The following is a 23,827-nucleotide window of genomic DNA, read 5'->3' on the forward strand; positions in this document are numbered from 1 at the left end:
ATAGCCTTGCATGGCGGGCGACGGATCCACTGCAAACGATTATGTCATCCGGGTCCACGACGACCCGGACGCGATCGATGCCTCGGCGTGGAACGCGCTGCTCGCCGCGCAGCCCGCACCCACGCCGTTCCTGCGCCACGAGTACCTCGCCGCACTGCACACCTCGGGCAGCGCGGTGCCGGCCACCGGCTGGGCGCCGCAGTTCGTCACCGTCGAGCAAGGCGATGCCCTCGTCGGCGCCTGCGCGCTGTACCTGAAGGGCCATTCGTACGGCGAGTACGTGTTCGACTGGGCGTGGGCCGACGCCTATCGCCGCGCCGGCCTGCCGTACTACCCGAAGCTGCTCGCCGCGGTGCCGTTCACGCCGGTGCCGGGCACGCGGCTGCTCGCGCGCGACGACGCGGTGCGCGACGTGCTCGTGCGCACGCTCGCGTCGCTGGCGACGTCGCTGAAGCTGTCGTCGGTGCATGTGCTGTTCGTCGACGACGCCGACCGCGCGGCGTTCGCGCGCGCCGGCTGGCTGCTGCGCGAAGGCGTGCAGTTCCACTGGACGCAGCCGGCCGGTGCGCCGCTCGCGAGCTTCGACGACCTGCTCGCGCGCCTGCAGCGCGACAAGCGCAAGAAGATCGCGCAGGAACGGCGCCGCGTCGCCGAGGCCGGGGTCACGTTCACGGTGCACCGCGGCGCCGAGATCGACGACGGGCTGTGGGACTTCTTCCACGACTGCTACACGCGGACCTACCGTGCGCACCGCTCGACGCCGTACCTCACGCGCGCGTTCTTCGGTGCGATGGCGCGCACGATGCCCGAGGCGTGGCTGCTGTTCGTCGCGTGGCGCGGCGGCGAGCGCATCGCCGCGTCGCTGGTCGCCGTCGACGAGGCGCGCCGCAGCGCATATGGGCGCTACTGGGGCTGCACCGAATACGTGCCGTGCCTTCACTTCGAGGCCTGCTACTACCGCCCGCTGGCGTGGTGTCTCGAGCACGGCTACCTGCGCTTCGAGGGCGGCGCGCAGGGCGAGCACAAGATGGCGCGCGGGCTGCTGCCGGTGCGCACGACGTCGGCGCACTGGCTGCGCGACGCGCGCTTCGCGCGCGCGGTGGCCGACTTCGTCGCGCGCGAGGGCGAACACGTCGCGCTGTACGTCGACGAGCTGAACGAGCGCAACCCGTTCAAGCCGGCCGCCGAAGGCACCGGCGGCGCTACGGCTGCCTGAAGTCGCCGGCCAGCGCGCGCACGAAAGCCGCCGGGTCGAGGTGGCGGCGCAGCGCCGCGTTGACCTGCGCCGGCGTCAGCGCGGCGATCGCCTCGTCGACCTGCTGCGACACCGCCATCGTGCGGCCGAGGTACAGGTTGGCCGCCAGCGCGCCGGCCAGCCGCTCGTCCTGCGCGCGCGACAGGCGGCGGAACGCCAGCAGCGACTCGCGCGCCGCGCGCACCTCGTCGTCGCTGAATCCCTCGTCGAGGGCGCGCCGGATCTCCTCGGCGAACGCGCGCTCGACGGCGTCGCGGTTGGCCGGCGCGAAGATCGCGCCGGCGCCCCACACCGAGTGCGGCTCGTGGCTGCTCCAGTCGACGTAGCTCCAGGTGCCGTACGACAGCCCGTCCTTCTCGCGGATGCGCCGCCACAGCCGCGAGTCGCCGCCGCTGCCGAGCATGAAGTTGGCCAGCGCGAACGCGGCGTAGTCGGCGTCGGTGTCGGCGAGCGCGACGCGCTGCTGCACGGCGAGCACCGCGTTTTGCTTGTCGGGCGTGAGCCGTTGCAGCCGCGCCGCTGGCGGCGCATACCACGGCCGCGGCACCCGCGCGTACGGCTCGGGCGCCGTCCAGCCGCCGAACGCCCGCTCGACCGCGGCCCGCAGCGCATCGGCGTCGAAGTCGCCGACGGCGGCGAACTGCGCGTGCGCGCTGCCGTAGAAGCGGCGGTGGAACTCGCGCAGCTGCGCCAGCGTGACGGCGCGCACGTCGTCGGCGCGCTCGTCGAAGCTGCGTGCGTGGCGCACGTCGCCGCGCGGGTACGGGTTGCCGTGCCGAGCGAGCGCGAGGTCGGCGATCGCCTGCGGGTCGTCGCGCTGCGACGCGATGCCCGCCAGCGCCTGGCGTCGCACCTCCTCGAGTGCGTCGGGCGGCAGCGCCGGTTCGCGCAGCAGCGACGCCACCAGCGCGACGGCGTCGGCCGCGTGCTCGCGCCGCGTGCGCAGCGACACGGTCAGCACGCCGCCGCGCGCGGCGATGTCGAGCTCGGTGCGCAGCGCGTCGAGCCGGTCCTCGATCTGCTGGCGCGTGAGCCCACCGCCGCCCTTGTCGAGCATCGCGGCGAGCATCGCCTCGACCTCGGCCTGGCCGGCCAGCGACTGCGCGGTGCCGTAGCGCAGCGTCAGCACGGCGTGGACGGCCTGACCGCGCGTCGGCTTGGGCAGCAGCGCGAGCTGCATGCCGTGCGCGAGCGTGACGCGCTGCGTGCGCGCCTCGATGTTCGCCGGTGACGGGTCGAACGGCGGCACGGGCGCCGCGGCCGGCGCGGGACGGAATGCCCGGAGCTGCTCGGCGACGTCGACGCGCTGCGGCGCCGGTGCGCGCACCGGCTGCGGGGTCGGCAGGTAGGTACCCAGCGTGCGGTTGGCGACGATCAGGCGCTCGCGCGCGACGCGCTGCACGTCGGCCAGCGTCAGCGCGCGCACGCGGTCGCGCTGCAGGAAGAACAGCCGCCAGTCGCCGGCAGCGATCGCCTCCGACAGCGCGACGCCGACCTGCTGCGGGTCGCTGAAACGCAGCTCCCACGCCTTGAGCCACTTGTGGCGCGCGCGTTCGAGCTCCTCGGCCGTGACCGGCTCGCGCTCGAGACCTTCGAGCGTGTCGAGCAGCGCCGCGCGCGCGGCCTCGACGTCCTGCTGCGGCTCGAGCTGTGCGCCGAAGTACGCCACCCCCGGCTCTTCGGTCGGCAGCGTGCCGCCGAACACGCTCGCCGCGAGCCGCTGCTCGACCAGCCGCTTGTGCAGCCGCCCCGACGGCGTGTCGCCGAGCACGCTGGCGAGCACCTCGGCCGCGGCGAAGTCGGGCGCCGCCGCCGGCGGCAGGTGGTACAGCGCGAGCAGCGCCGGCGTGCCGCCGGCGCGGCGCAGCGTGACGCTGCGCTCGCCGTCCTGCGCGGGGTCGAGCGTCGGCGCGAGCCAGCGCGGCTCGGCCGGCCGCGCGATGGAGCCGAAGCGCTCGGCGATCCACGCCAGCGTCGCCGGCGGGTCGAAGCGGCCGGAGACGATCAGCGTCGCGTTGTCGGGGCGGTAGTGCTTGCGGTAGAACGCGCGCAGCCGCTCGATGTCGACGTTCTCGACGTCGGTGCGCGCACCGATCGTCGCGTTGCCGTAGTTGTGCCACTGGTACGCCGCGGCCAGCGAGCGCTGCAGCAGGATGCGAAACGGGCTGTTCTCGCCCATCTCCATCTCGTTGCGCACCACCGTCATCTCGGTGTCGAGGTCGCGCTGCGAGATCGTGCTGTGGACCATCGCGTCGGCCAGCCACGCGAGGTACCAGCGCAGGTGCTCGTCGTTGTCGGCGAAGCTGGCGAAGTAGTTCGTGCGGTCGACCCAGGTCGTGCCGTTGGCGCGCAGCCCGCGGCGCATGAACTCGGCCCACGGGTTCGGTGTCGTCGGCGTGCCCTTGAACAGCATGTGCTCGAGCAGGTGCGCCATGCCGGTTTCGCCGTAGCTCTCGTGGCGCGAGCCGACGCGCACCGTCAGGTTGACGGTCGTCGCCGGCTTCGAGTCGTCGGCCACGAGCAGCACCTGCAGGCCGTTGGCGAGGCGGTACTCGGCGATGCCCTCGACCGAGGTCACGGCCTCGACGCCGGCGGGCAGCGCGCGCGCGGACGCCGCCAGCGCCAGCGCGCCCAGCGCGGTCAGCACCAGCGCGTGGAGCCACAGGCGGTGGGCGCGCGTCACCCGCCGCGCCGACCGCGCCAAAACGCCCGTCACCGACTGCAACATGGTCGCTCAGTGTAGGCAGCGCCAGCGCGGCGCGCCGCGGCGGGGTCATCCCCTCGGCAGCCGCGCTGCGCCCACAAACGGCAACGGGGCCCTCGGCCCCGTCGTGTCGCGAGCAGCCCTGACGGTCAGGCGCGTTTGACCTTGCGGTAGTTCGCGATGCCGTCGGCGACTTCGGCGCGCGCGCTGTCGGGGCCTTCCCAGCCCGTGACCTTGACCCACTTGCCCTTTTCGAGGTCCTTGTAGTGCTCGAAGAAGTGCTGGATCGTCTTCAGCCGCATCGGATTGAGGTCTTCGGGCTTCTTCCACTGCGTGTAGATCGACAGGATCTTGTCGATCGGCACCGCGAGCAGCTTGTTGTCGCCGCCGGCCTCGTCCTCCATCTTCAGCACGCCCAGCGGGCGGCACGTCACGACGACGCCGGGAATCAGCGGCACCGGCGTGATCACGAGCACGTCGACCGGGTCACCGTCGGCGGCGAGCGTCTGCGGGATGTAGCCGTAGTTGCACGGATAGTGCATCGACGTGCCCATGAAGCGGTCGACGAACAGCGCGCCGGTCTCCTCGTCGACCTCGTACTTGATCGGGTCGCCCATCATCGGGATCTCGATGATGACGTTGAACTCGTCGGGCGCCTTCGCCCCGGGGGTGACGTTGTGCAGACTCATCGACCGGCCTCGACAGCAGTGGAAACCCGAATTGTAGAAGCCCGCCTTGCCCCGCCCTGACGGCATGGCGCCCCGCAGGAAAACACCATGCCGTCGCCGGCGGGCGTTCCCGTAGCATGCCGGCGCGCCGCGCACGGACGAGCCATCGAACCAGCGGCGGGACAATCATCAAATCGGGTCAGACAGAGGAAGGAGAGACATTCATGTCCACCGCAATGGCGCTGTACCTGGCGCTGGCATGCGGCCTCGCGGCCGTCATCTACGGGTTCGTCCAGCGCAGCTGGATCCTGCGCCAGGACGCCGGCAATGCCCGCATGCAGGAGATCGCCGGCGCCGTCCAGCAGGGCGCGGCCGCGTACCTCGCGCGGCAGTACAAGACGATCGCGATCGTCGGTGTCGTGCTCGCGGTGCTGATCGGCGCCTTCCTCGACGTGACGACGGCCATCGGCTTCGTGCTCGGCGCCGTGCTGTCGGGCGCGTGCGGCTTCATCGGCATGAACATCTCGGTGCGCGCCAACGTGCGCACCGCGCAGGCGGCCACGCGCGGCATCGGCCCGGCGCTCGACGTCGCGTTCAAGGGCGGCGCGATCACCGGCCTGCTCGTCGTCGGGCTGGGGCTTCTGGGCGTCGGCGTCTTCTACTGGTTCCTCGTCGGCAACGGCGCGATGAACCCGACGACCAAGCTCACCGACCTGCTCAAGCCGCTGCTCGGCCTGGCGTTCGGCTCGTCGCTGATCTCGATCTTCGCGCGTCTGGGCGGCGGCATCTTCACGAAGGGCGCCGACGTCGGCGCCGACCTGGTGGGCAAGGTCGAGGCCGGCATCCCCGAAGACGACCCGCGCAACCCGGCGGTCATCGCCGACAACGTCGGCGACAACGTCGGCGACTGCGCCGGCATGGCCGCCGACCTGTTCGAGACCTATGCCGTGACGCTGATCGCGACGATGACGCTCGGCGCGCTGATGGTCGCCGCCGCGCCGCTGAACGCGGTCGTCTACCCGCTGCTGCTCGGCGGCGCGTCGATCATCGCGTCGATCATCGGCGCGAGCGTCGTCAAGGCCCGCCCCGGCATGAAGAACGTGATGCCGGCGCTGTACAAGGGCCTGATCGTCGCCGGCGTGATCTCGCTCGTGCTGTTCTACGTCGTCACCGCGCTCGTGATGCCGGCCGACGCGCTGGGCGCCGGCACGCACTGGCGGCTGTGGGCCGCGAGCGTCGTCGGGCTGGCGCTGACGGCGGCGATGGTGTGGATCACCGAGTACTACACCGGCACCGACTACAAACCGGTCAAGCACGTCGCGCAGGCGTCGACGACCGGCCACGCGACGAACATCATCGCCGGCATCGGCGTGAGCATGAAGTCCACCGCGTGGCCGGTGATCTTCGTGTGCCTGTCGATCCTGGTCGCCTACTGGCTCGCCGGCCTGTACGGCATCGCGGTGGCGGCCACGTCGATGCTGAGCATGGCCGGCATCATCGTCGCTCTCGACGCCTACGGCCCGATCACCGACAACGCCGGCGGCATCGCCGAGATGGCCGAGCTGCCCGACAGCGTGCGCGACATCACCGACCCGCTCGACGCGGTGGGCAACACGACGAAGGCGGTGACCAAGGGCTACGCGATCGGCTCGGCGGGCCTCGCGGCACTGGTGCTGTTCGCCGACTACACGCACTCGCTCGAGGCCAAGGGCATCCTCGCGACGTTCGACCTCAGCAACCCGAACGTGATCATCGGCCTGTTCATCGGCGGCCTGATCCCCTACCTGTTCGGCGCGATGGCGATGGAAGCCGTCGGCCGCGCGGCCGGCAGCGTCGTCGAGGAGGTACGCCGCCAGTTCCGCGAGATCAAGGGGATCATGGAAGGCACCGCGAAGCCCGAGTACGGGCGTGCGGTCGACATGCTGACCAGCGCCGCGATCAAGGAGATGATGATCCCGTCGCTGCTGCCCGTGGCGGTGCCGATCGTCGTCGGCCTCGCGCTCGGCCCCGAGGCGCTCGGCGGCCTGCTGATGGGCACGATCGTCACCGGTCTGTTCGTCGCCATCAGCATGTGCACCGGCGGCGGCGCGTGGGACAACGCGAAGAAGTACATCGAAGACGGGCACCACGGCGGCAAGGGCAGCGACGCGCACAAGGCCGCCGTCACTGGCGACACCGTGGGCGACCCCTACAAGGACACCGCCGGCCCGGCCGTCAACCCGCTGATCAAGATCATCAACATCGTCGCGCTGCTGATCGTGCCGCTGCTGCCGGCCGCGGGCGGCAAGCCGCACGCCGAACTGGCCACGCCGCCGGCCGTGGTGCACACCGCCGCAGTGCCGGCCGCGGCGATCGCGCCGCCGGCCGCGAAGCCCTGAGCGGGCGCTTCTCGACCCAGAGGGCCGGCCACGTGCCGGCCCTTTTTCTTGCTCGGCGGCACGTCGCGCCTATGATGCGGTGGCGATGGACACGCCGCGCCGCCCGACACCGCCCACGCGCAGCCGCCTGCGCGCGCTCGGCTGGATGCTGCTCGCCGGGCTCTGGGCGTGGCTCGGTGTTCTCGCCGCCTCGCTCGCGCAGGTCCCCGGCGGGGCGCGCACCGCCGTCGTGCTGACGATCGACGGTGCGATCGGGCCGGCGAGCGCCGACTACGTCAAGCGCGGGCTCGCGCGCGCGCAGGAACGCGGCGCCGCGGCCGTCGTGCTGCAGATCGACACCCCGGGCGGGCTCGACACCTCGATGCGCGAGATCATCCGCGCGATCCTCGCGTCACCGCTGCCGGTACTCAGCCACGTCGCGCCCAGCGGCGCGCGCGCCGCCAGCGCTGGCACGTACATCCTCTACGCGAGCCACGTCGCCGCGATGGCGCCGGGCACCAACCTCGGTGCCGCGACCCCGGTGCAGATCGGCGGCGGCTCGCCGCTGCCCGGCGGCCCGAGCGACGAGCGGCCGGCCCCACCGCCGGCGCCCGCCGCGTCCGCGGCCAGCGCCCCGGCGGGCGGCGACGGCGTCACGCGCAGCCCGCGCCGTGGCTCAAGCGCGATGGACGCCAAAGTGACGAACGACGCGGTGGCCTACATCCGCTCGCTGGCCGAGCTGCACGGTCGCAACGCCGACTGGGCCGAGGCCGCGGTGCGCGACGCCGCGAGCCTCGCCGCCGAGGACGCGCTCAAGCGCGGCGTCATCGACCTGATCGCCGCCAGCGTCGCCGACCTCCTCGACAAGGCCCACGGGCGCGAGGTGCGCCTGGGCGAGGCGCGGGTCACGCTCGACACGAAGGGGCTCGCCATCGAGCGGCTCGACCCTGACTGGCGCTCGCGGCTGCTGGGTGCGATCACCAACCCCAACCTCGCGCTGATCCTGATGCTGGTGGGCATCTACGGGCTGATCTTCGAGTTCATGAACCCCGGCGCGCTGGTGCCCGGCACGATCGGCGCGATCAGCCTGCTGCTCGGGCTGTACGCGCTGTCGGCGCTGCCGGTCAACTACGTCGGCGTCGCGCTGCTGCTGCTGGGCATCGCGCTGATGGTCGCCGAGGCGTTCACGCCGTCGGTGGGCGTGCTCGGCATCGGCGGCGTCGTCGCGTTCGTGTTCGGCGCGATGCTGCTGTTCGACGCCGACGCGCCGGGCTTCGGCGTCTCACTGCCGCTGGTCGCCGGCATCGCGCTCGCGAGCCTCGGCATGACGCTGCTGATCGTGCGCCTGGCGCTCAAGTCGCGGCGCAGCCGCGTCGTGACGGGGGCCGAAGGCATGGTCGGCACCGAGGGCCGCGTGCTCGACTGGGACGGCCGCGCCGGCCACGTGCTCGCCGCCGGCGAACGCTGGGCGGCCGACGGACCCGAAGGACTGCGCCCCGGCCAGGTCGTGACCGTCACTGCGGTGCACGGGCTGCAACTGAGCGTGCAGCCGGCGCGCGAGGCGTGGCCGGTGCCGCATCACCCCTGACCGCCCCGATGGACCACCCCCTGGAAGCCCTCGACATGTTCTTCGACTTCGCGTTCTACCTGCCCTTTCTCGTGCTCGCGCTCGTCGTTCTCGGCGCGTCGATCCGCATCCTGCGCGAGTACGAGCGCGGCGTCGTGTTCACGCTCGGGCGCTTCACCGGCGTCAAGGGCCCGGGCCTGATCCTGCTCGTGCCGTACATCCAGCAGATGGTGCGCGTCGACCTGCGCGTGGCGGTGCTCGACGTGCCGAGTCAGGACGTGATCTCGCGCGACAACGTCTCGGTCAAGGTCAACGCGATCATCTTCTACCGTGTCGTCGAGCCGGCGAAGGCGGTGGTGCAGGTGCAAAACTTCCATCAGGCGACGAGCGAGCTGGCGCAGACGACGCTGCGCTCGGTGCTCGGCAAGCACGAGCTCGATGAACTGCTCGCCGAGCGCGACAAGATGAACGCCGACATCCAGGAGATCCTCGACCAGCAGACCGACGCTTGGGGCATCAAGGTCGCCAACGTCGAGATCAAGCACATCGACCTCGGCGAAGGCATGGTGCGCGTGATGGCGCGCCAGGCCGAAGCCGAGCGCGAGCGGCGCGCGAAGATCATCAACGCCGAGGGCGAGGAGCAGGCGGCGCGCAAGCTGCTCGAGGCCGCGCGCATCCTCGGCGGCGCGCCCGAGGCGATGCAGCTGCGCTACCTCAGCACGCTGGCGACGATCGGCATGCAGAATAGCTCGACGATCGTGTTCCCGTTCCCGACCGAGTTCGCGCAGTGGCTGTCACGCCTGCAGCCCGCGGGCGCGCGCCCCGGCGATCAGACGAACTCGACCCACAGCGGGTAGTGGTCGGAGACGCGGTACTGCATCTGCGCGCGCGTGAGCCCGACGTCGCGGTACAGGTGCGGCACGAAGTCGACGCTGCCCGCGGCACCGGCGCGCAGGTCGATCAGCTGGCGCTTGCGGTCGGTGAACCACGCGATCTGGTCGTAGAACTTGTCGAGCGCCGGCTTGACCGGGTCGGCGAAGATCGAGCGCGGCACCGCGTGCAGCGCCTCGGGCACGGTGAGCCCGGTCGACGTGAACGCCTGCCACAGCGCGTCGTCGCGGCGGTCGATGTTGAAGTCGCCCAGCACGACGAGGTTGTGGTGCCAGCGCGAGGTCTGCTGCGCCCAGTCGGCCATCCAGCGCGCGATGCCCTGCAGCTCGGGCACGCGGTCGGCCGCCGCACTGCCATACAGCACGTGCATCGCGACGAGGATCACGGTCGCGTCGCCGGCGCGAAAGCTCACCGTGTACGGGGTGCGCGCGAACTGGCGGCGCAGCGCGATCGACGGGTCGGTGCCGGCGATCCACTCGGGCGGCACGACGAGTTCGCCGGCCAGCCCCGACAGCTCGACGCGCGCGCCGTCGAACACGAAGGTCATGCGCTCGCCGCCGCCAGCCTCGCCGCGCGTGACGTCGGTCATCACGAACTGCCAGCGCGCGCCCAGCGTCTTCATCAGCGTGCGCAGCGCACGCAGGTTGCCGGTGACCTCCTGCAGCGCGACGACGTCGAAGCGCGAGACGATTTCGGCGATCGCCCACAGCGCACGCCAGTCGCGCTTGGGCGTGTCGCGCGCGCCGGCGTCCCACTTCTCGGTCAGCGAGCCGAACTCCTTCAGGTTCCAGGTCGCGACCAGCAGGTTGCGGTCGAGGTGCCGCTTGCGCGGTACCGTCGCGTCGAGTGCGGCGCGCAGCGCCGCCATCTCGGCGCGCACCGCGGCCGGCGCGGTGTCATCGAGCGGCGGCAGCGGCTGCGACACGGGCTCAGCCCTGCGCGGCCCAGGCCGGCTTGCGCTTGTCGATGAAGGCCTGCACGCCCTCGAGCGCGGCCTCGTCCATCATGTTGCACGCCATCGTCTGCTCGGCGTCGGCGTAGGCGGCCTCGATGCCCTTCTCGAGCTGGCGGTAGAACAGCGCCTTGCCCATCGCCACCGCGACGCGCGGCTTCGCGACGATGGCCGCCACCAGCCGCTCGACCTCGGCGTCGAGCTGGTCGGGTTCGGCGACGCGATTGACGAGACCCTTGGCCTTCGCGTCGTCGGCGTCGATGAACTCGCCGGTGACGAGCATCTCGAACGCCGCCTTGCGGCCCAGGTTGCGGCTCAGCGCGACGCTCGGCGTCGAGCAGAACAGCCCGAGGTTGACGCCGCTGACGGCGAACTTCGCGCCGCGCGCCGCCACCGCGAGGTCGCACATCGCCACCAGCTGGCAGCCCGCGGCGGTGGCGATGCCGTGCACTCGCGCCACCACCGGCACCGGCAGCTTCTGCAGGCTCATCATCATGCGCCCGCACTGGCCGAACAGGCGCTCGTAGTAGCCGAGCGACGGCTGCGCGCGCATCTCTTTCAGGTCGTGGCCGGCGCAGAAGGCCTTGCCGGCGCCGGCGATCACAACGACGCGCGCCGTCTCGTCCTTCGCGATCGCGTCGAGTTCGCGCTGCAGCGCCGTGAGCATCGCCTCCGACAGCGAGTTGAAGGCCTGAGGGCGGTTCAGCGTCAGCGTGATGACGCCGCGCGCGTCTTTCGCGTAGCACACCAGCGGATCGTCGGTGGTCAGCATCGTCGCTCTCCTGTCTCCTGCATTGCGGGCCCGGCGCACTGGCGGCCATCGTGCATGGTAGCGCCTCGCGGCAAGGCCGCACGCCGGCCTACAGTGGCGGCGAGATGACCGCCACCGTTCCCCACCCCGACATCACTGGCACCGCGCTCGCTCCACGTGACGCAAAGCGCCTGCGCGACGACGCCGCAGTGGCCGACGCCAGCGGTGCGCTGACTGCCGCGCAGCGCGCGCTGGTGCACTGCCGCGGCTGGCTGGGCATGCTGGCACCACGCGCCGTTGGCGGCGCCGAGTGGCCACTGCCGCGGGTCGTCGCGCTCGAGGAGGCGCTGGCCGAGGCCGACGGCAGCACCGCCTGGGTCGTCACGCTGTGTGCCGGCGCTGCGTGGTTCGCCGGGTTCTGGCCGCCGGCGCTGGCGCGCCATGTGCTGGCCACGCACCGGGCATGCGTGGCCGGCAGTGGCGCCGCGACCGGCAGCGCCGAACACGACGGCGATGGCTGGCGGCTGCAGGGACGCTGGGCCCACGCCAGCGGCGCCCCGTGGGCAACACACTTCACCGTCAACGCCGTGCTGCACGAGCACGGCGTGCCACTGCACGATGCCGGCGGTGCGCCGCGCGTGGCCGCCTTCGTCGTGCCGGCGCGCTGCGTGCACGTCGAGCCGACGTGGCGCGCGATCGGGCTGCGCGCGAGTGCGTCGCACGCGTTGCGCATCGACGGCGCGTGGGTGCCGGCGTCGCACCGTTTCGCGATCGACGCCGCGCACGCGACCCACGACGGTCCGCTGTGGCGCTTTCCGTTCCGCGCGCTGGCCTTCGCGACGCTGGCGGCGGTGACCTGCGGCATCGCGCGCCACTTCGTCGCGCTGGCCATGCCGGCCGTCGCGGTGCGACTGGCCAGCGAAGGCGCCGCATCGCCGCTGCGCGAGGCCGCACGCGATGCGCCGCGGCAGTTGACGCAGGCGCGCGACGCGTTCTACGCCCGGCTCGACGCAGCGTGGGCGCGCGTCGAAGCCGGGCTGCCCGCGCACGACGCAGCGACCGCGGTCGAGGCGGCCGCGCGCGAACTCGTCCACGCGGCGCGGCGCGCCGTCGACGACCTCTACCCGGCCTGCGGGCTGCCGGCCGCCGACGCCGGCTCCGACATCAACCGCGTCTGGCGCGACCTGCACACGGCCACCCAGCACGCGCTGTGGTGGACCTGAGCGCAGGCACACAGCGCGCTACCCGATCGCGCTGGCGGACTTCGCCCGCTCGCGCAGCTGGAACTTCTGGATCTTGCCGGTCGAGGTCTTCGGGATCTCCTCGAAGCGGATTTCGCGCGGCACCTTGTAGCCGGCCAGCTGGGTGCGGCAGTGCGCGACCAGCTCGTCGGCGGTGACGGAAGCACCAGGCTTGAGCTCGACGTAGGCCAGCGGCGTCTCGCCCCACTTCGGGTCGGGCTTGGCGACCACCGCGCACGCGAGCACCGCCGGGTGGCGGTACAGCGCGTCCTCGACCTCGATCGAGCTGATGTTCTCGCCGCCGCTGATGATCACGTCCTTGCTGCGGTCGCGGATCTTGACGTAGCGGTCCGGCTCGAGCACCGCGAGGTCGCCGGTGTGGAACCAGCCGCCCTCGAAGGCCTTCGCGGTCGCCGACGGGTTCTTCAGGTAGCCCTTCATCACGATGTTGCCGCGGAACATGATCTCGCCCATCGTCTGCCCGTCGGCCGGCACTTCCTGCATCGTCTGCGGGTCCATCACCGTCATGCCGTCCTGCAGCGCGTAGCGCACGCCCTGGCGGCCGTTCAGGCGCGTCTGCTCGGCCAGGCTCTGGCGCGCCCAGCTGTCGCGCTTGACCGCGACCGACGCTGGCCCGTAGACCTCGGTCAGCCCGTAGACGTGCGTGATGTCGAAGCCGATGCGCGCCATGCCCTCGATCATCGCCGCCGGCGGCGCCGCGCCGGCGACCATGCCCTTGACGCCGTGTACGCCCTCGCGCCACTCGGGCGGTGCATTGACGATGAGGTTGTGCACGATCGGCGCCGCGCAGTAGTGCGTGACAGCGTGCTCGCGCATCGCGTCGAGGATCGCGCGCGCCTCGACGCGGCGCAGGCACACGTGCACGCCGGCCTGCAGCGCCACGGTCCACGGGAAGCACCAGCCGTTGCAGTGGAACATCGGCAGCGTCCACAGGTACTTCGGGAACTGCGGCATCGTCCACGTGACGGCGTTGCCCACCGCGTTCAGGTACGCGCCGCGGTGGTGCGTGACGACACCCTTCGGGTCGCCCGTCGTGCCGCTGGTGTAGCTCACCGCGATCGCGTCCCACTCGTCGGCCGCACCCTCGAGCCTGTGCAGCGGCGCGTGGGCGGCCAGCAGCGCCTCGTACTCGTGCGCGCCGACGCGCTCGCCGCCACCGGTGTACTCGCTGTCGCAGACGTCGATCACGACCACCTCGCGGCCGTGCTGTTCGCGCAGCAGGCGCAGCGCCTCGCGCACCGTCGGCGCGAACTCGCGGTCGCTGAGCAGCACCTTGGCCTCGCAGTGGGCCATCTGCCACGCCAGCAGCGGCGCGTCGAGCCGTGTGTTCAGCGTGTTGAGCACGGCGTTGATCGCCGGCACCGCGTAGTGCGCCTCGACCATCTCGGGCGTGTTGGCGAGCATCGTGCTGACGGTGTCGAGCCACCCGACACCCAGCGCGCGCAGCGCGGCGCCAAGCCGCGCCGCGCGCTCGCGGCACTGCGCCCACGTGTAGCGGCGCGCGCCGTGGATCACTGCCGGCAGGTCGCCGAAGACCTCGGCGCTGCGCTCGACGAAGCTCGTCGGCGTCAGCGCCGCGAAGTTGGCCGCGTTGCGGTCCAGGTGCTCTTCGTAGATGTTCTTCGTCCTCATCGTGGCGCCTCATCGGGGCCCAGGCCCCTCTTGCCGTGGTCGGGCGACCGTATGGTAATCAGGCGCGCCGCGATGGCTGCGGCCCGCGGACCGTCGACGTTAGGCACAAACCCGATGGCGGGCAGCGCGGCCGCCACCGAATAATGCCGCCGTTCAATCAGACAACGGCGGCGCGATGCGCTGCCTGCCGATGACCACCGACGTCATCCTCGAGACCCGCGGTCTCGTCAAAGAATTCAAGGGCTTCGTGGCCGTCGCCGGCGTCGACCTGCGGGTGCGCCGCGGCACGATCCACGCACTCATCGGACCCAACGGTGCCGGCAAGACGACCTGCTTCAACCTGCTGACCAAGTTCCTGCCGCCCACGCGCGGGCAGATCCTCTACGAGGGCAGCGACATCACGGCCGAGAAGCCGGCGCAGATCGCACGCCGCGGCATCGTCCGCTCGTTCCAGATCTCGGCCACGTTCCCGCACCTGACGGTGCTGGAGAACGTGCGCGTGGCACTGCAGCGCCAGCTCGGCACGTCGTTCCACTTCTGGCGCTCCGAGCGCACGCTCGATGCGCTCAACGGCCGCGCGCTCGAGCTGCTCGACACCGTCGGGCTGCGCGAGTTCGCCGACGTCGTCACCGTCGAGCTGCCCTACGGCCGCAAGCGCGCGCTCGAGATCGCGACGACGCTGGCGATGGAACCGAAGCTGATGCTGCTCGACGAGCCGACGCAGGGCATGGGCCACGAGGACGTCGACCTCGTCACGCAGCTGATCAAGAAGGTCGCCGCCAACCGCACCGTGCTGATGGTCGAGCACAACATGAACGTCGTCGCGCGCATCGCCGACACGATCACCGTGCTGGCGCGAGGGGCCGTGATCGCCGAGGGCCGATACGAGCAGGTGTCGAAGAACCCGCAGGTGCTCGAAGCCTACATGGGCAGCGCCGAAGTCGAACTGCAGGGCGCGCATGGCTGAAGGCGTCGAGCTGCTGCGGTTGACGGACGTGCACGCCTGGTACGGCGAGTCGCACATCCTGCACGGCGTCGACCTCCAGGTGCGCCGCGGCGAAGTCGTCACGCTGCTCGGCCGCAACGGCGCCGGGCGCACGACGACGCTGCGCGCGATCCTCGGGCTGGTCGGTCGGCGCAGCGGGTCGATCATGATCAACGGCACCGAGGCGATCGGCCTGCCACCGCACGCGATCGCGCACCTGGGCGTGGGCTACTGCCCCGAAGAGCGCGGCATCTTCGCCAGCCTGACCTGCGAGGAGAACCTGCTGCTGCCGCCCGCGGTCGCCTCCGGCGGAATGAGCCTGGACGAGATCTACGCGATGTTCCCCAACCTGAAGGAGCGCCGTGCGAGCCCCGGCGGCCGGCTCTCGGGCGGCGAGCAGCAGATGCTGTCGGTGGCGCGCATCCTGCGCACCGGCGCGAAGCTGCTGCTCCTCGACGAGATCTCCGAAGGGCTGGCGCCAGTGATCGTGCAGGCGCTGGGCCGCGCGATCCGCACGCTGCGCGACAAGGGACTGACGATCGTGATGGTCGAGCAGAACTTCCGCTTCGCCGCGCCGCTGGCCGACCGTTTCTACGTGATCGAGCACGGCCGCGTGATCGAGTCGTACGCTGCCAGCGAGCTGGCGGCCAAGCAGGACATGCTGCACGAGGTGCTCGGCGTGTGAGGGCCGGCGCGAGCCGGATCGGTGATTCGACCAAAGAAAGGGACAAGTCCATGAAGCTGCGTATCGTGTCGGCGCTCGTCGCAGCCGCCTGCGCCCTCGGCGCGGGCGGCGCTCAGGCGCAGATCTCCGATGGCGTGATCAAGATCGGCGTGATGAACGACATGTCGGGCCTGTACGCCGACATCTCGGGGCCGGGGGCGCTGGTCGCCGCGCGTCTCGCCGTGGAGGACTTCGGTGCCGCCGCCAAGGGGCTCAAGGTCGAGATCCTCGGCGCCGACCATCAGAACAAGCCCGACGTGGGGTCGACGATCGCGCGCAGCTGGTACGACCGTGACGGCGTCGACGTCATCGTCGACGTGCCGACCTCGTCGGTGGCGCTGGCGATCAACCAGATCACGCGCGAGAAGGGCAAGGCCTTCCTCGTCTCGGGTGCGGCCACCGCCGACCTGACCGGCAAGGCGTGCAGCCCGAACACGATCCACTGGACCTACGACACCTGGATGCTCGCCAACGGCACCGGCAGTGCGATCGTCAAGACCGGCGGCGACACCTGGTTCTTCCTGACCGCCGACTACGCGTTCGGCCACGCGCTCGAGCGCGACACCGAGGCCGTCGTCGTCAAGAACGGCGGCAAGGTGGTCGGCAAGGTCCGCCACCCCTTCCCCGGCACCGACTTCAGCTCGTTCCTGCTGCAGGCGCAGGCGTCGAAGGCCAAGATCATCGGCCTGGCCAATGCGGGCGGCGACACGATCAACTCGATCAAGCAAGCCGCCGAGTTCGGTCTGACCCGCCGTGGCCAGAACCTCGCCGGGATGCTGGTGTTCATCAACGACATCCACAGCCTCGGTCTGAACACCGCGCAGGGGCTGATCCTGACGGAGACCTTCTACTGGGACCTCAACGACCAGACCCGCGCCTGGTCCAAGCGCTTCGCGGAGCGCCACAACGGCCGCATGCCGTCGATGGTGCAGGCGGGCGTCTACTCGGCGGTGCTGCACTACCTGAAGGCGGTCGAGGCGCTCAAGAGCGACGACGGCACCAAGGTCATCGAACAGATGAAGAAGATGCCCACCGACGACCCCCTGTTCGGTAAGGGGTCGATCCGCGCCGACGGCCGCAAGATCCACCCGGCGTACCTGTTCGAGGTCAAGACCCCGGCCGAGTCGAAGGGGCCGTGGGACTACTACAAGCTGCGCGCGACGATCCCGGCGGCCGAAGCCTTCCGCCCGCTGAACCAGGGCGAATGCCCCCTCGTCAAGTGAGCGCCCCCGGCGGCTGAGCCCCCACGCCGGCGCCGCGCACGCGCGGCGCCGGCCCATTCGAAGCGCCATGACCGAGATCTTCGGGATCCCCACGCAGGCCCTTTTCGGGCAGCTGTTGATCGGCCTCATCAACGGGGCGTTCTACGCGCTGCTGTCACTCGGGCTGGCCGTGATCTTCGGCCTGCTCAACATCATCAACTTCACGCACGGCGCGCAGTACATGATGGGCGCGTTCGTCGCGTGGTGGCTGCTCAACAAGTTCGGGCTGGGCTACTGGTGGGCGCTGCTGATCGCGCCGCTCGTCGTCGGCGCCACCGGCGTCGTGATCGAGCGCACGATGCTGTCGCGCCTGTACAAGCTCGACCACCTCTACGGCCTGCTGCTGACCTTCGGCCTGGCGCTGATCATCCAGGGCCTGTTCCGCCAGCAGTACGGCTCCTCCGGCCAGCCCTACGCGATTCCCGAGGCGCTGCAAGGCGGCCAGAACCTGGGCTTCATGTTCCTGCCGAACTACCGGGCGTGGATCATCGTCGCCTCGCTGATCGTGTGCCTGGCCACCTGGTACGTCATCGAGCGCACCAAGCTCGGCGCCTACCTGCGCGCAGCCACCGAGAACCCGCAGCTCGTGCAGGCGTTCGGGATCAACGTGCCGCGCATGATCACGCTGACCTACGGCTTCGGCGTCGCGCTGGCCGCGCTGGCCGGCGTGATGGCCGCGCCGATCTACCAGGTCAGCCCCCAGATGGGCGCGGACCTGATCATCGTCGTCTTCGCCGTCGTCGTCATCGGCGGCATGGGCTCGATCCTCGGCTCGGTGGTCACCGGATTCGGGCTCGGCCTGGTCGAAGGGCTGACCAAGGTCTTCTACCCCGAAGCCTCGAGCACGGTGATCTTCATCATCATGGCCATCATGCTGCTCGTGCGTCCTGCCGGGCTGTTCGGAACACAGAAATAGCGATGAGCGCCCCCACCTCCCCCCTCGCGCGAGGCGCGATCGCGCCGGCCGACAGCGGTGCACGCCGCGACGCGCAGGCGCGTCTGCACCTGACGCTGTTCGTCGTGATGGCGCTGTTCTTCGCCGTCGCGCCGGCCGTGGCCTACCCGGTGTTCCTGATGAAGGTGATGTGCTTCGCGCTGTTCGCCTGCGCGTTCAACCTGCTGATCGGCTTCGGCGGGCTGCTGTCGTTCGGCCACGCGATGTTCCTCGGCTCGGCGAGCTATGCGTCGGCGCACGCGGCCAAGGTGTGGGGGTTCAACCCCGAGTTCGCGATCCTGTTCGGCACGCTGTGCGCTGGCCTGCTCAGCGTCGTCGCGGGCTCGCTCGCGATCCGCCGCCAGGGCATCTACTTCGCGATGATCACGCTCGCGCTCGCGCAGATGGTGTTCTTCTTCAGCCTGCAGGCGCCCTTCACTGGCGGCGAGGACGGCATCCAGGCGGTGCCGCGCGGGCACCTGTTCGGCGTCGTGGACCTGTCGCAGCCGCTGGCGATGTACGCCGTCGTGCTCGCCGTGTTCCTCGGCGGCTTCGCGCTGATCTACCGCGTCGTGCATTCGCCGTTCGGCCAGGTGCTCAAGGCGATCCGCGAGAACGAGAACCGCGCGATCTCGCTAGGCTACGACACCGACCGCTACAAGCTCGTCGCGTTCGTGCTCTCCGGGACGCTGGCCGGCCTGGCCGGCGCGACCAAGGCCATCGTGTTCCAGCTCGCGTCGCTGACCGACGTGCACTGGACGATGTCGGGCGAGGTCGTCCTGATGACGCTGGTCGGCGGGCTGGGCACGATCTTCGGCCCCATCGTCGGCGCCGCGGTGATCGTGACGATGCAGAACTACCTCGCGCCGCTGGGCGCGTGGGTCACCGTCGTGCAAGGCGTGATCTTCGTCGTGTGCGTGCTGGCGTTTCGGCGCGGCATCGTCGGCGAGATCGGGCACGCACTGAAGAAGTCGCTGTAGGCGCTGCCGCAGCGGCGCCCTGTGCGCGCGGCCGTCACTCGACGACGGTCACCGACTGCTCGCGCAGGTATTGCGGCAGGTACCAGAACGAGCCGATCGCCTTGCCGGTGCTGCCGCTGCCCTTCCAGCCACCGAAGGGCTGGTAGCCGGGCCACGCGCCGGTGGTCGCGCCCTGCGGCCGGTTCACGTAGGTGACGCCGGCCTCGATGCGGTCGAGGAACACCTCGACTTCGTCGGGGGCACCGTAGAAGCCTGCGGTTAATCCGTAGTCGCTGTCGTTGGCGCGCGCCAGCGCCTCGTCGAGGGATTCGACCTCGCCGACGAGCACGAGCGGCAGAAACAGCTCGTCGCGCCACAGACGGTGCCCATAGGGCACGCGCGCCACGGTCGGCGCGACGAAGTGGCCGTGCGTGAAGTCACCCGCCTGCAGCACCTCGCCGCCGACGTCGACGCGGCCGCCGGCGCGGATCTCGTCGACCGCCCGCCGGTAGCGCGCCACCGCGGCGGCGTTGATCACCGGCCCCATCCAGTGCGCCGCGAGCACCGGATCGCCGATCGCGATCGCGCGCGTGCGCTCGACGAGCCGCTCGCGCAGCGCGTCGGCGACGCTGCGCTCGACGTACACGCGCGAGCACGCCGAGCATTTCTGCCCCTGCAGCCCGAATGCCGAGCGCACGATGCCGGTGGCAGCGCGGTCCAGATCGGCGTGGTGCGTGACGATCGCCGGGTTCTTGCCCCCCATCTCGGCGATCACCGGCCGCGGGCGCGTGCCGGCGGCGAAGCGGCGCAGCAGCGCCGTGCCGACCTCGTGCGATCCGGTGAACGTGACGCCGGCGACGTCGGGCGCGCCCACCAGCGCGTCGCCGACCTCGCCGCCGGCGCCGGCGACGAGGTTGACGACGCCCGGCGGCAGTGCCGCCTCTTCGAACACGTCCATCAGCAGCCGCCCGCTCCACGGCGTGTCGCTGGCGGTCTTGAACACCACCGTGTTGCCCGCCACCAGCGCCGCGCCGACCGGCCCGCCGGCCAGCGCGAACGGGAAGTTGAACGGAGCGATCACGGCCCACACGCCGTAAGGCCGCAGCCGCGTGCGGTTGTGGCTGCGCCAGCCCGGCAGCGGGTCGTCGGGCAGCGCCCGCTCGAAGCCGTCGGCTTCTTCCATGCGGTCGCAGTACCAGGCGATCAGGTCGGCCGTCTCCTGCACCTCGCCGAGCGCCTCCATGCGGTTCTTGCCGACCTCCAGCGCCACCGCGGCGGCCAGATCGAACACCCGCGCCTCGATGCGCTGTGCCGCGCGGCGCAGCAGCGCGACGCGCTCGCGCCAGGGTGTAGCCGCCCAGGCGGGCGCGGCCGCGCGCGCGGCGTCCACCGCGGCCCGCGCGTCGGCGGCGGTGCCGGCGGCGAAGCGCCCGAGCTGCAGGCGCGCGTCGGCAGGCGCGCGCTTGTCGATCCACTGCGCACCGCCACGGCGCTGCCCGCCGATCGTCATCGCGTGGTCGGCGCCGAGCTGTGCCCGCACGCGCTGCAGGGCCTCGTCGAAGCGCTCGTGCAACTGCGCCGGCGGGTCGAACATCGTCGCGTAGGTCAGGCGGAAGGCGGGGGGCGTGTCGCTCATCGTGTCGCTGGGTCAGGGGTCGAAGGAATCGCGCTGCCGCGCAGCCGGTCACGCGCCCGCCTTCGCGAGCGCCTGGTCGATGTCCCACAGGATGTCGTCGACGTGCTCGAGACCGACCGACATGCGGATCATGTCGGGCGTGACACCGGCGGCGCGCTGCTGCGCCTCGTCGAGCTGGCGGTGCGTCGTCGACGCCGGGTGGATCACGAGCGTGCGCACGTCGCCGATATTGGCGAGGTGGCTCATGAACTGCGCCGCCTCGATGAACCGCACACCGGCGTCGAGCCCGCCGTCGATCCCGAACGCGAGCAGCCCCGACGCACCCGGCGCGCCGTCGACGTGGCGCATCTGGCGCGCCAGCAGCGCGTGCTGCGGATGATCGGGCAGCCCGGGGTAGTTGACCCAGCGCACGCGCGGGTGCGCGCGCAGGAACTCGGCCACCTTGCGCGCGTTCGTGCAGTGACGCTCCATGCGCACGTGCAGCGTCTCGACGCCCTGCAGGATCTGCCATGCGCTCATCGGAGCCAGCGCCGCGCCGTAGACGCGCAGCGTCTCCATGCGGCAGCGCATCGTGAAGCCGAAGTCGCCGAAGGTCTCGTAGAAGCGCACGCCGTGGTAGCCGGGGCTCGGCTCCGTCATGCCCGGGAACTTGCCGTTGTCCCACGGAAACCTGCCGCCCTCGACGACGACGCCGCCCAGTGTCGTGCCGTGGCCGGCGAGGTATTTCGTCGCGCTGTGCACGACGACGTCGGCGCCGTGCGCGATCGGGTTGCACAGGAACGGGCTCGGCACCGTGTTGTCGATCACCAGCGGCACGCCGTGCGCGTGCGCGACGTCGGCCACCGCGGCGATATCGAGCACCGCGAGGCTCGGGTTGCCCAGGCTCTCGGCGAACACGGCACGCGTGTTCGGCCGCATCGCGGCGGCAAAGGCCTCCGGCCGCGTCGCGTCGACGAAGGTCGTCTCGATGCCGAACTTCGCGAGGTTGACGGCGAGCATCGTCACGGTGCCGCCGTACAGCGCCCCCGCGGCGACGACGTGGTCGCCGGCCTGCAGGATCGTCATCAGCGCGAGCGCCTCGGCGGCCATGCCGCTGGCGGCGGCCACCGCGGCGCGGCCGCCCTCGAGCGCGGCGACGCGCTCCTCGAGCGCGGCCACCGTCGGGTTGGACAGGCGCGAGTAGACGTTGCCGAAGGTCTGCAGGTTGAACAGCGCCGCGGCGTGGTCGGCGTTGTCGAACACGAAGCTCGTCGTCTGGTAGATCGGCAGCGCACGCGCGCCGGTCGCGGCGTCGGGGATCTGGCCGGCGTGGATCGCCAGCGTTTCGGGGTGGAAGCGGCGGTCGGCCACGGTGTGCTTTCTGCGGTCGTGTCAGTGCGGCCGCTTGGCCGAGATGACCCCGGTGTTGACGCCGACCCAGTGCAGGCCGCCGAACAGGCGCGCGTGCTCGATCTTGACGCAGCGGTCCATCACGCTGTCGAGGCCGGCGGCACGTGCGATCGCGTCGGCCTCGGCGTTGGCCACGCCGAGCTGCTGCCACAGGCACTTCGCGCCGATGGCCACCGCGCTCGCCGCGATCGGCGGCAGGTCGGCGGGCTTGCGGAACACGTCGACCATGTCGACCGGGAACGGGATGTCCTCGAGCCGCGCATAGCTCTTCTCGCCGAGGATCTCGGGGTACTTCGGGTTGACCGGCACGATGCGGTAGCCCTTGCCCTGCAGGTAACTGGCTGCGAAGTAGCTCGGCCGGAACCAGTCGGCCGACAGGCCGACGACGGCGATCGTGCGGCAGTTGCGCAGGATGCGGCGCAGCGTGGCGATTTCGTCTTGCATGCTGGGCGTCGACTGTAGCGGGCCGGACACGGATCACAATCGTGGCTTCCCTGCCCCCGCGACCCGCGTCCGACCGTCTGTTGACCGACCCGACCGCCATGAGCCACGTCCTGCACCGCCAGCTGAAATTCCCCCTGCCCGTCGCCGTCGGCGGCGAAGGCTGCTGGCTGATCGACCGTGACGGTCGCCGCTACCTCGACGCGTCGGGCGGCGCCGCCGTCTCGTGCCTCGGTCACGGCCACCCCGACGTGATCGCCGCGATGCACGCGCAGATCGACCGCCTGGCCTACGCGCACACGAGCTTCTTCACGACCGAGGTCGCCGAGGAGCTCGCCGACCACCTCGTCGCGCACGCGCCCCCCGGCACGAGCCACGCCTATTTCGTCAGCGGCGGCTCGGAAGCGGTCGAGGCGGCGCTGAAGATGGCGCGGCAGTACTTCGTCGAGATCGGGCAGCCTCAGCGCGAGCACTTCATCGCCCGGCGGCAGAGCTACCACGGCAACACGCTCGGCGCGCTCGCAGTGGGCGGCAACGAGTGGCGAAGGCGCCAGTTCGCGCCGCTGCTGATCCCGGTCACGCACGTCTCGCCGTGCTACGAATACCGCGACCGACGTGCCGACGAGACGCCCGAACAGTACGGCCAGCGGCTGGTGACCGAACTCGCCGAAGCGATCGACCGCCTCGGCGGCGAGCGCGTGATCGCCTTCGTCGCCGAAACGGTCGTCGGCGCGACCGCCGGCGCGCTGACACCTGTGCCGGGGTACCTGAAGGGCGTGCGGGAGCTGTGCGACCGCCACGGCATCCTGCTGATCCTCGACGAGGTGATGTGCGGCATGGGCCGCACCGGCACGCTGCACGCGTGCGAGCAGGAAGGCGTCGTGCCCGACCTGCTGACGGTCGCGAAGGGCCTCGGCGGCGGCTACCAGCCCATCGGCGCCGTGCTCGCGCAGCGGCGCATCGTCGATGCGTTCGCGCGCGGCAGCGGCATGTTCCACCACGGCCACACCTACATCGGCCACGCGGTGGCGTGCGCGGCGGCGCTCGCGGTGCAGCAGGTCATCGAGCGCGACGCGCTGCTCGAGCGCGTGCAGCGGCAGGGGCACGGCCTCGCCGAGCGGCTGCGCGCGACGCTGGGCACCCACCCCCACGTCGGCGACATCCGCGGCCGCGGGCTGTTCTGGGGCGTCGAGCTGGTGGCCGACCGCGCGACAAAGGCGCCGTTCAACCCCGCGCGCCGGCTGCACGCGGCCGTCAAGCGCGAGGCGATGGCGCGCGGGCTGATGGTCTACCCGATGGGCGGCACGATCGACGGACGGCGTGGCGATCACGTGCTGCTCGCGCCGCCGTTCATCGTGTCGGATGCCGAACTCGACGCGATCGTCGAGCGGCTCGCCGCGGCGATCGACGCGGCGCTGGCGGCCACCGCCGCGTGAGCCGCCGCTGCGGTGAAACCCG

At 71.3% G+C, this 23,827-nt stretch carries 19 protein-coding genes; 11 read left to right on the forward strand and 8 right to left on the reverse strand.

Annotated features, from left to right (window positions below; all coding sequences use genetic code 11):
* The first annotated feature begins 10 nt into the window (after positions 1 to 10).
* Positions 11 to 1,216, forward strand: a complete 1,206-nt coding sequence (locus DRV96_RS02825; RefSeq protein WP_119287521.1) for a GNAT family N-acetyltransferase — start codon at positions 11 to 13, stop codon at positions 1,214 to 1,216.
* On the opposite strand, the gene DRV96_RS02830 is transcribed toward DRV96_RS02825, so the two are convergent.
* On the reverse strand, positions 1,203 to 3,938 hold the full coding sequence (locus DRV96_RS02830; protein ID WP_235823253.1) for a M16 family metallopeptidase: 2,736 nt from the start codon (positions 3,936 to 3,938) through the stop codon (positions 1,203 to 1,205). The genes DRV96_RS02825 and DRV96_RS02830 overlap by 14 nt on opposite strands.
* A gap of 170 nt (positions 3,939 to 4,108) precedes the next feature.
* The gene (gene ppa, locus DRV96_RS02835) at positions 4,109 to 4,648 is read right to left on the reverse strand and encodes an inorganic diphosphatase (protein WP_119287525.1); all 540 of its coding nucleotides are present in this window, start codon (positions 4,646 to 4,648) and stop codon (positions 4,109 to 4,111) included.
* A gap of 203 nt (positions 4,649 to 4,851) precedes the next feature.
* Here ppa and DRV96_RS02840 point away from each other — a divergent pair, with 203 nt between their 5' ends.
* From DRV96_RS02840 to DRV96_RS02850, 3 genes are all read left to right on the forward strand, one after another.
* On the forward strand, positions 4,852 to 7,005 hold the full coding sequence (locus tag DRV96_RS02840) for a sodium-translocating pyrophosphatase (protein ID WP_119287527.1): 2,154 nt from the start codon (positions 4,852 to 4,854) through the stop codon (positions 7,003 to 7,005).
* Positions 7,006 to 7,090: 85 nt separating this feature from the next.
* Positions 7,091 to 8,572, forward strand: coding sequence for an NfeD family protein (locus tag DRV96_RS02845; protein ID WP_119287529.1), 1,482 nt, complete (start codon positions 7,091 to 7,093; stop codon positions 8,570 to 8,572).
* Positions 8,573 to 8,607: 35 nt separating this feature from the next.
* Positions 8,608 to 9,408: a slipin family protein gene (locus DRV96_RS02850; protein ID WP_119287531.1), complete on the forward strand. Its 801-nt coding sequence runs from the start codon at positions 8,608 to 8,610 to the stop codon at positions 9,406 to 9,408.
* Here the strand turns inward: DRV96_RS02850 and DRV96_RS02855 are convergent.
* Entirely contained in the window at positions 9,381 to 10,367 is a 987-nt protein-coding gene (locus DRV96_RS02855; RefSeq protein ID WP_210756957.1) for an endonuclease/exonuclease/phosphatase family protein, read from the reverse strand. The two genes, DRV96_RS02850 and DRV96_RS02855, sit on opposite strands and share 28 nt — an antisense overlap.
* Positions 10,368 to 10,371: 4 nt before the next feature.
* Entirely contained in the window at positions 10,372 to 11,166 is a 795-nt protein-coding gene (locus DRV96_RS02860) for an enoyl-CoA hydratase (protein ID WP_119287533.1), read from the reverse strand.
* Positions 11,167 to 11,270: 104 nt separating this feature from the next.
* Between DRV96_RS02860 and DRV96_RS02865 the strand changes: the two genes are divergently transcribed.
* Entirely contained in the window at positions 11,271 to 12,368 is a 1,098-nt protein-coding gene (locus DRV96_RS02865) for an acyl-CoA dehydrogenase family protein (RefSeq protein ID WP_119287535.1), read from the forward strand.
* A gap of 18 nt (positions 12,369 to 12,386) precedes the next feature.
* Here DRV96_RS02865 and DRV96_RS02870 read toward each other — a convergent pair whose 3' ends face one another.
* A complete protein-coding gene (locus tag DRV96_RS02870; RefSeq protein ID WP_119287537.1) occupies positions 12,387 to 14,039 on the reverse strand; it encodes an acyl-CoA synthetase in 1,653 nt (550 codons plus the stop codon).
* 190 nt (positions 14,040 to 14,229) lie between these two features.
* Here DRV96_RS02870 and DRV96_RS02875 point away from each other — a divergent pair, with 190 nt between their 5' ends.
* From DRV96_RS02875 to DRV96_RS02895, 5 genes are all read left to right on the forward strand, one after another.
* Positions 14,230 to 15,006 carry an ABC transporter ATP-binding protein gene (locus DRV96_RS02875; RefSeq protein ID WP_119287781.1) on the forward strand — a complete coding sequence of 259 codons (777 nt, stop codon included), beginning with the start codon at positions 14,230 to 14,232 and terminating at the stop codon, positions 15,004 to 15,006.
* The gene (locus DRV96_RS02880; RefSeq protein WP_119287540.1) at positions 14,999 to 15,709 is read left to right on the forward strand and encodes an ABC transporter ATP-binding protein; all 711 of its coding nucleotides are present in this window, start codon (positions 14,999 to 15,001) and stop codon (positions 15,707 to 15,709) included. Before DRV96_RS02875 ends, DRV96_RS02880 begins: the two co-directional genes overlap by 8 nt.
* A 50-nt stretch (positions 15,710 to 15,759) precedes the next feature.
* A complete protein-coding gene (locus DRV96_RS02885; protein ID WP_119287542.1) occupies positions 15,760 to 16,971 on the forward strand; it encodes an ABC transporter substrate-binding protein in 1,212 nt (403 codons plus the stop codon).
* 67 nt (positions 16,972 to 17,038) lie between these two features.
* The gene (locus DRV96_RS02890; RefSeq protein WP_119287544.1) at positions 17,039 to 17,926 is read left to right on the forward strand and encodes a branched-chain amino acid ABC transporter permease; all 888 of its coding nucleotides are present in this window, start codon (positions 17,039 to 17,041) and stop codon (positions 17,924 to 17,926) included.
* 107 nt (positions 17,927 to 18,033) lie between these two features.
* Positions 18,034 to 18,924, forward strand: a complete 891-nt coding sequence (locus DRV96_RS02895; protein ID WP_210756960.1) for a branched-chain amino acid ABC transporter permease — start codon at positions 18,034 to 18,036, stop codon at positions 18,922 to 18,924.
* A 34-nt stretch (positions 18,925 to 18,958) separates the two neighbouring features.
* On the opposite strand, the gene DRV96_RS02900 is transcribed toward DRV96_RS02895, so the two are convergent.
* The 3 genes from DRV96_RS02900 to DRV96_RS02910 are packed head-to-tail and all read right to left on the reverse strand — an operon-like array spanning position 18,959 to position 22,372.
* Positions 18,959 to 20,539: an aldehyde dehydrogenase family protein gene (locus tag DRV96_RS02900; RefSeq protein ID WP_119287549.1), complete on the reverse strand. Its 1,581-nt coding sequence runs from the start codon at positions 20,537 to 20,539 to the stop codon at positions 18,959 to 18,961.
* Positions 20,540 to 20,587: 48 nt separating this feature from the next.
* On the reverse strand, positions 20,588 to 21,889 hold the full coding sequence (locus DRV96_RS02905) for an O-acetylhomoserine aminocarboxypropyltransferase/cysteine synthase family protein (protein ID WP_119287551.1): 1,302 nt from the start codon (positions 21,887 to 21,889) through the stop codon (positions 20,588 to 20,590).
* Positions 21,890 to 21,910: 21 nt separating this feature from the next.
* Positions 21,911 to 22,372: a CoA-binding protein gene (locus DRV96_RS02910; RefSeq protein WP_119287553.1), complete on the reverse strand. Its 462-nt coding sequence runs from the start codon at positions 22,370 to 22,372 to the stop codon at positions 21,911 to 21,913.
* A gap of 98 nt (positions 22,373 to 22,470) precedes the next feature.
* Here DRV96_RS02910 and DRV96_RS02915 point away from each other — a divergent pair, with 98 nt between their 5' ends.
* Positions 22,471 to 23,805, forward strand: coding sequence for an aspartate aminotransferase family protein (locus tag DRV96_RS02915; RefSeq protein ID WP_119287784.1), 1,335 nt, complete (start codon positions 22,471 to 22,473; stop codon positions 23,803 to 23,805).
* Positions 23,806 to 23,827 lie beyond the last annotated feature (22 nt).

This window comes from Azohydromonas sediminis, assembly GCF_003574675.1.
In the GTDB taxonomy this organism is placed as follows: domain Bacteria; phylum Pseudomonadota; class Gammaproteobacteria; order Burkholderiales; family Burkholderiaceae_C; genus Calidifontimicrobium; species Calidifontimicrobium sediminis.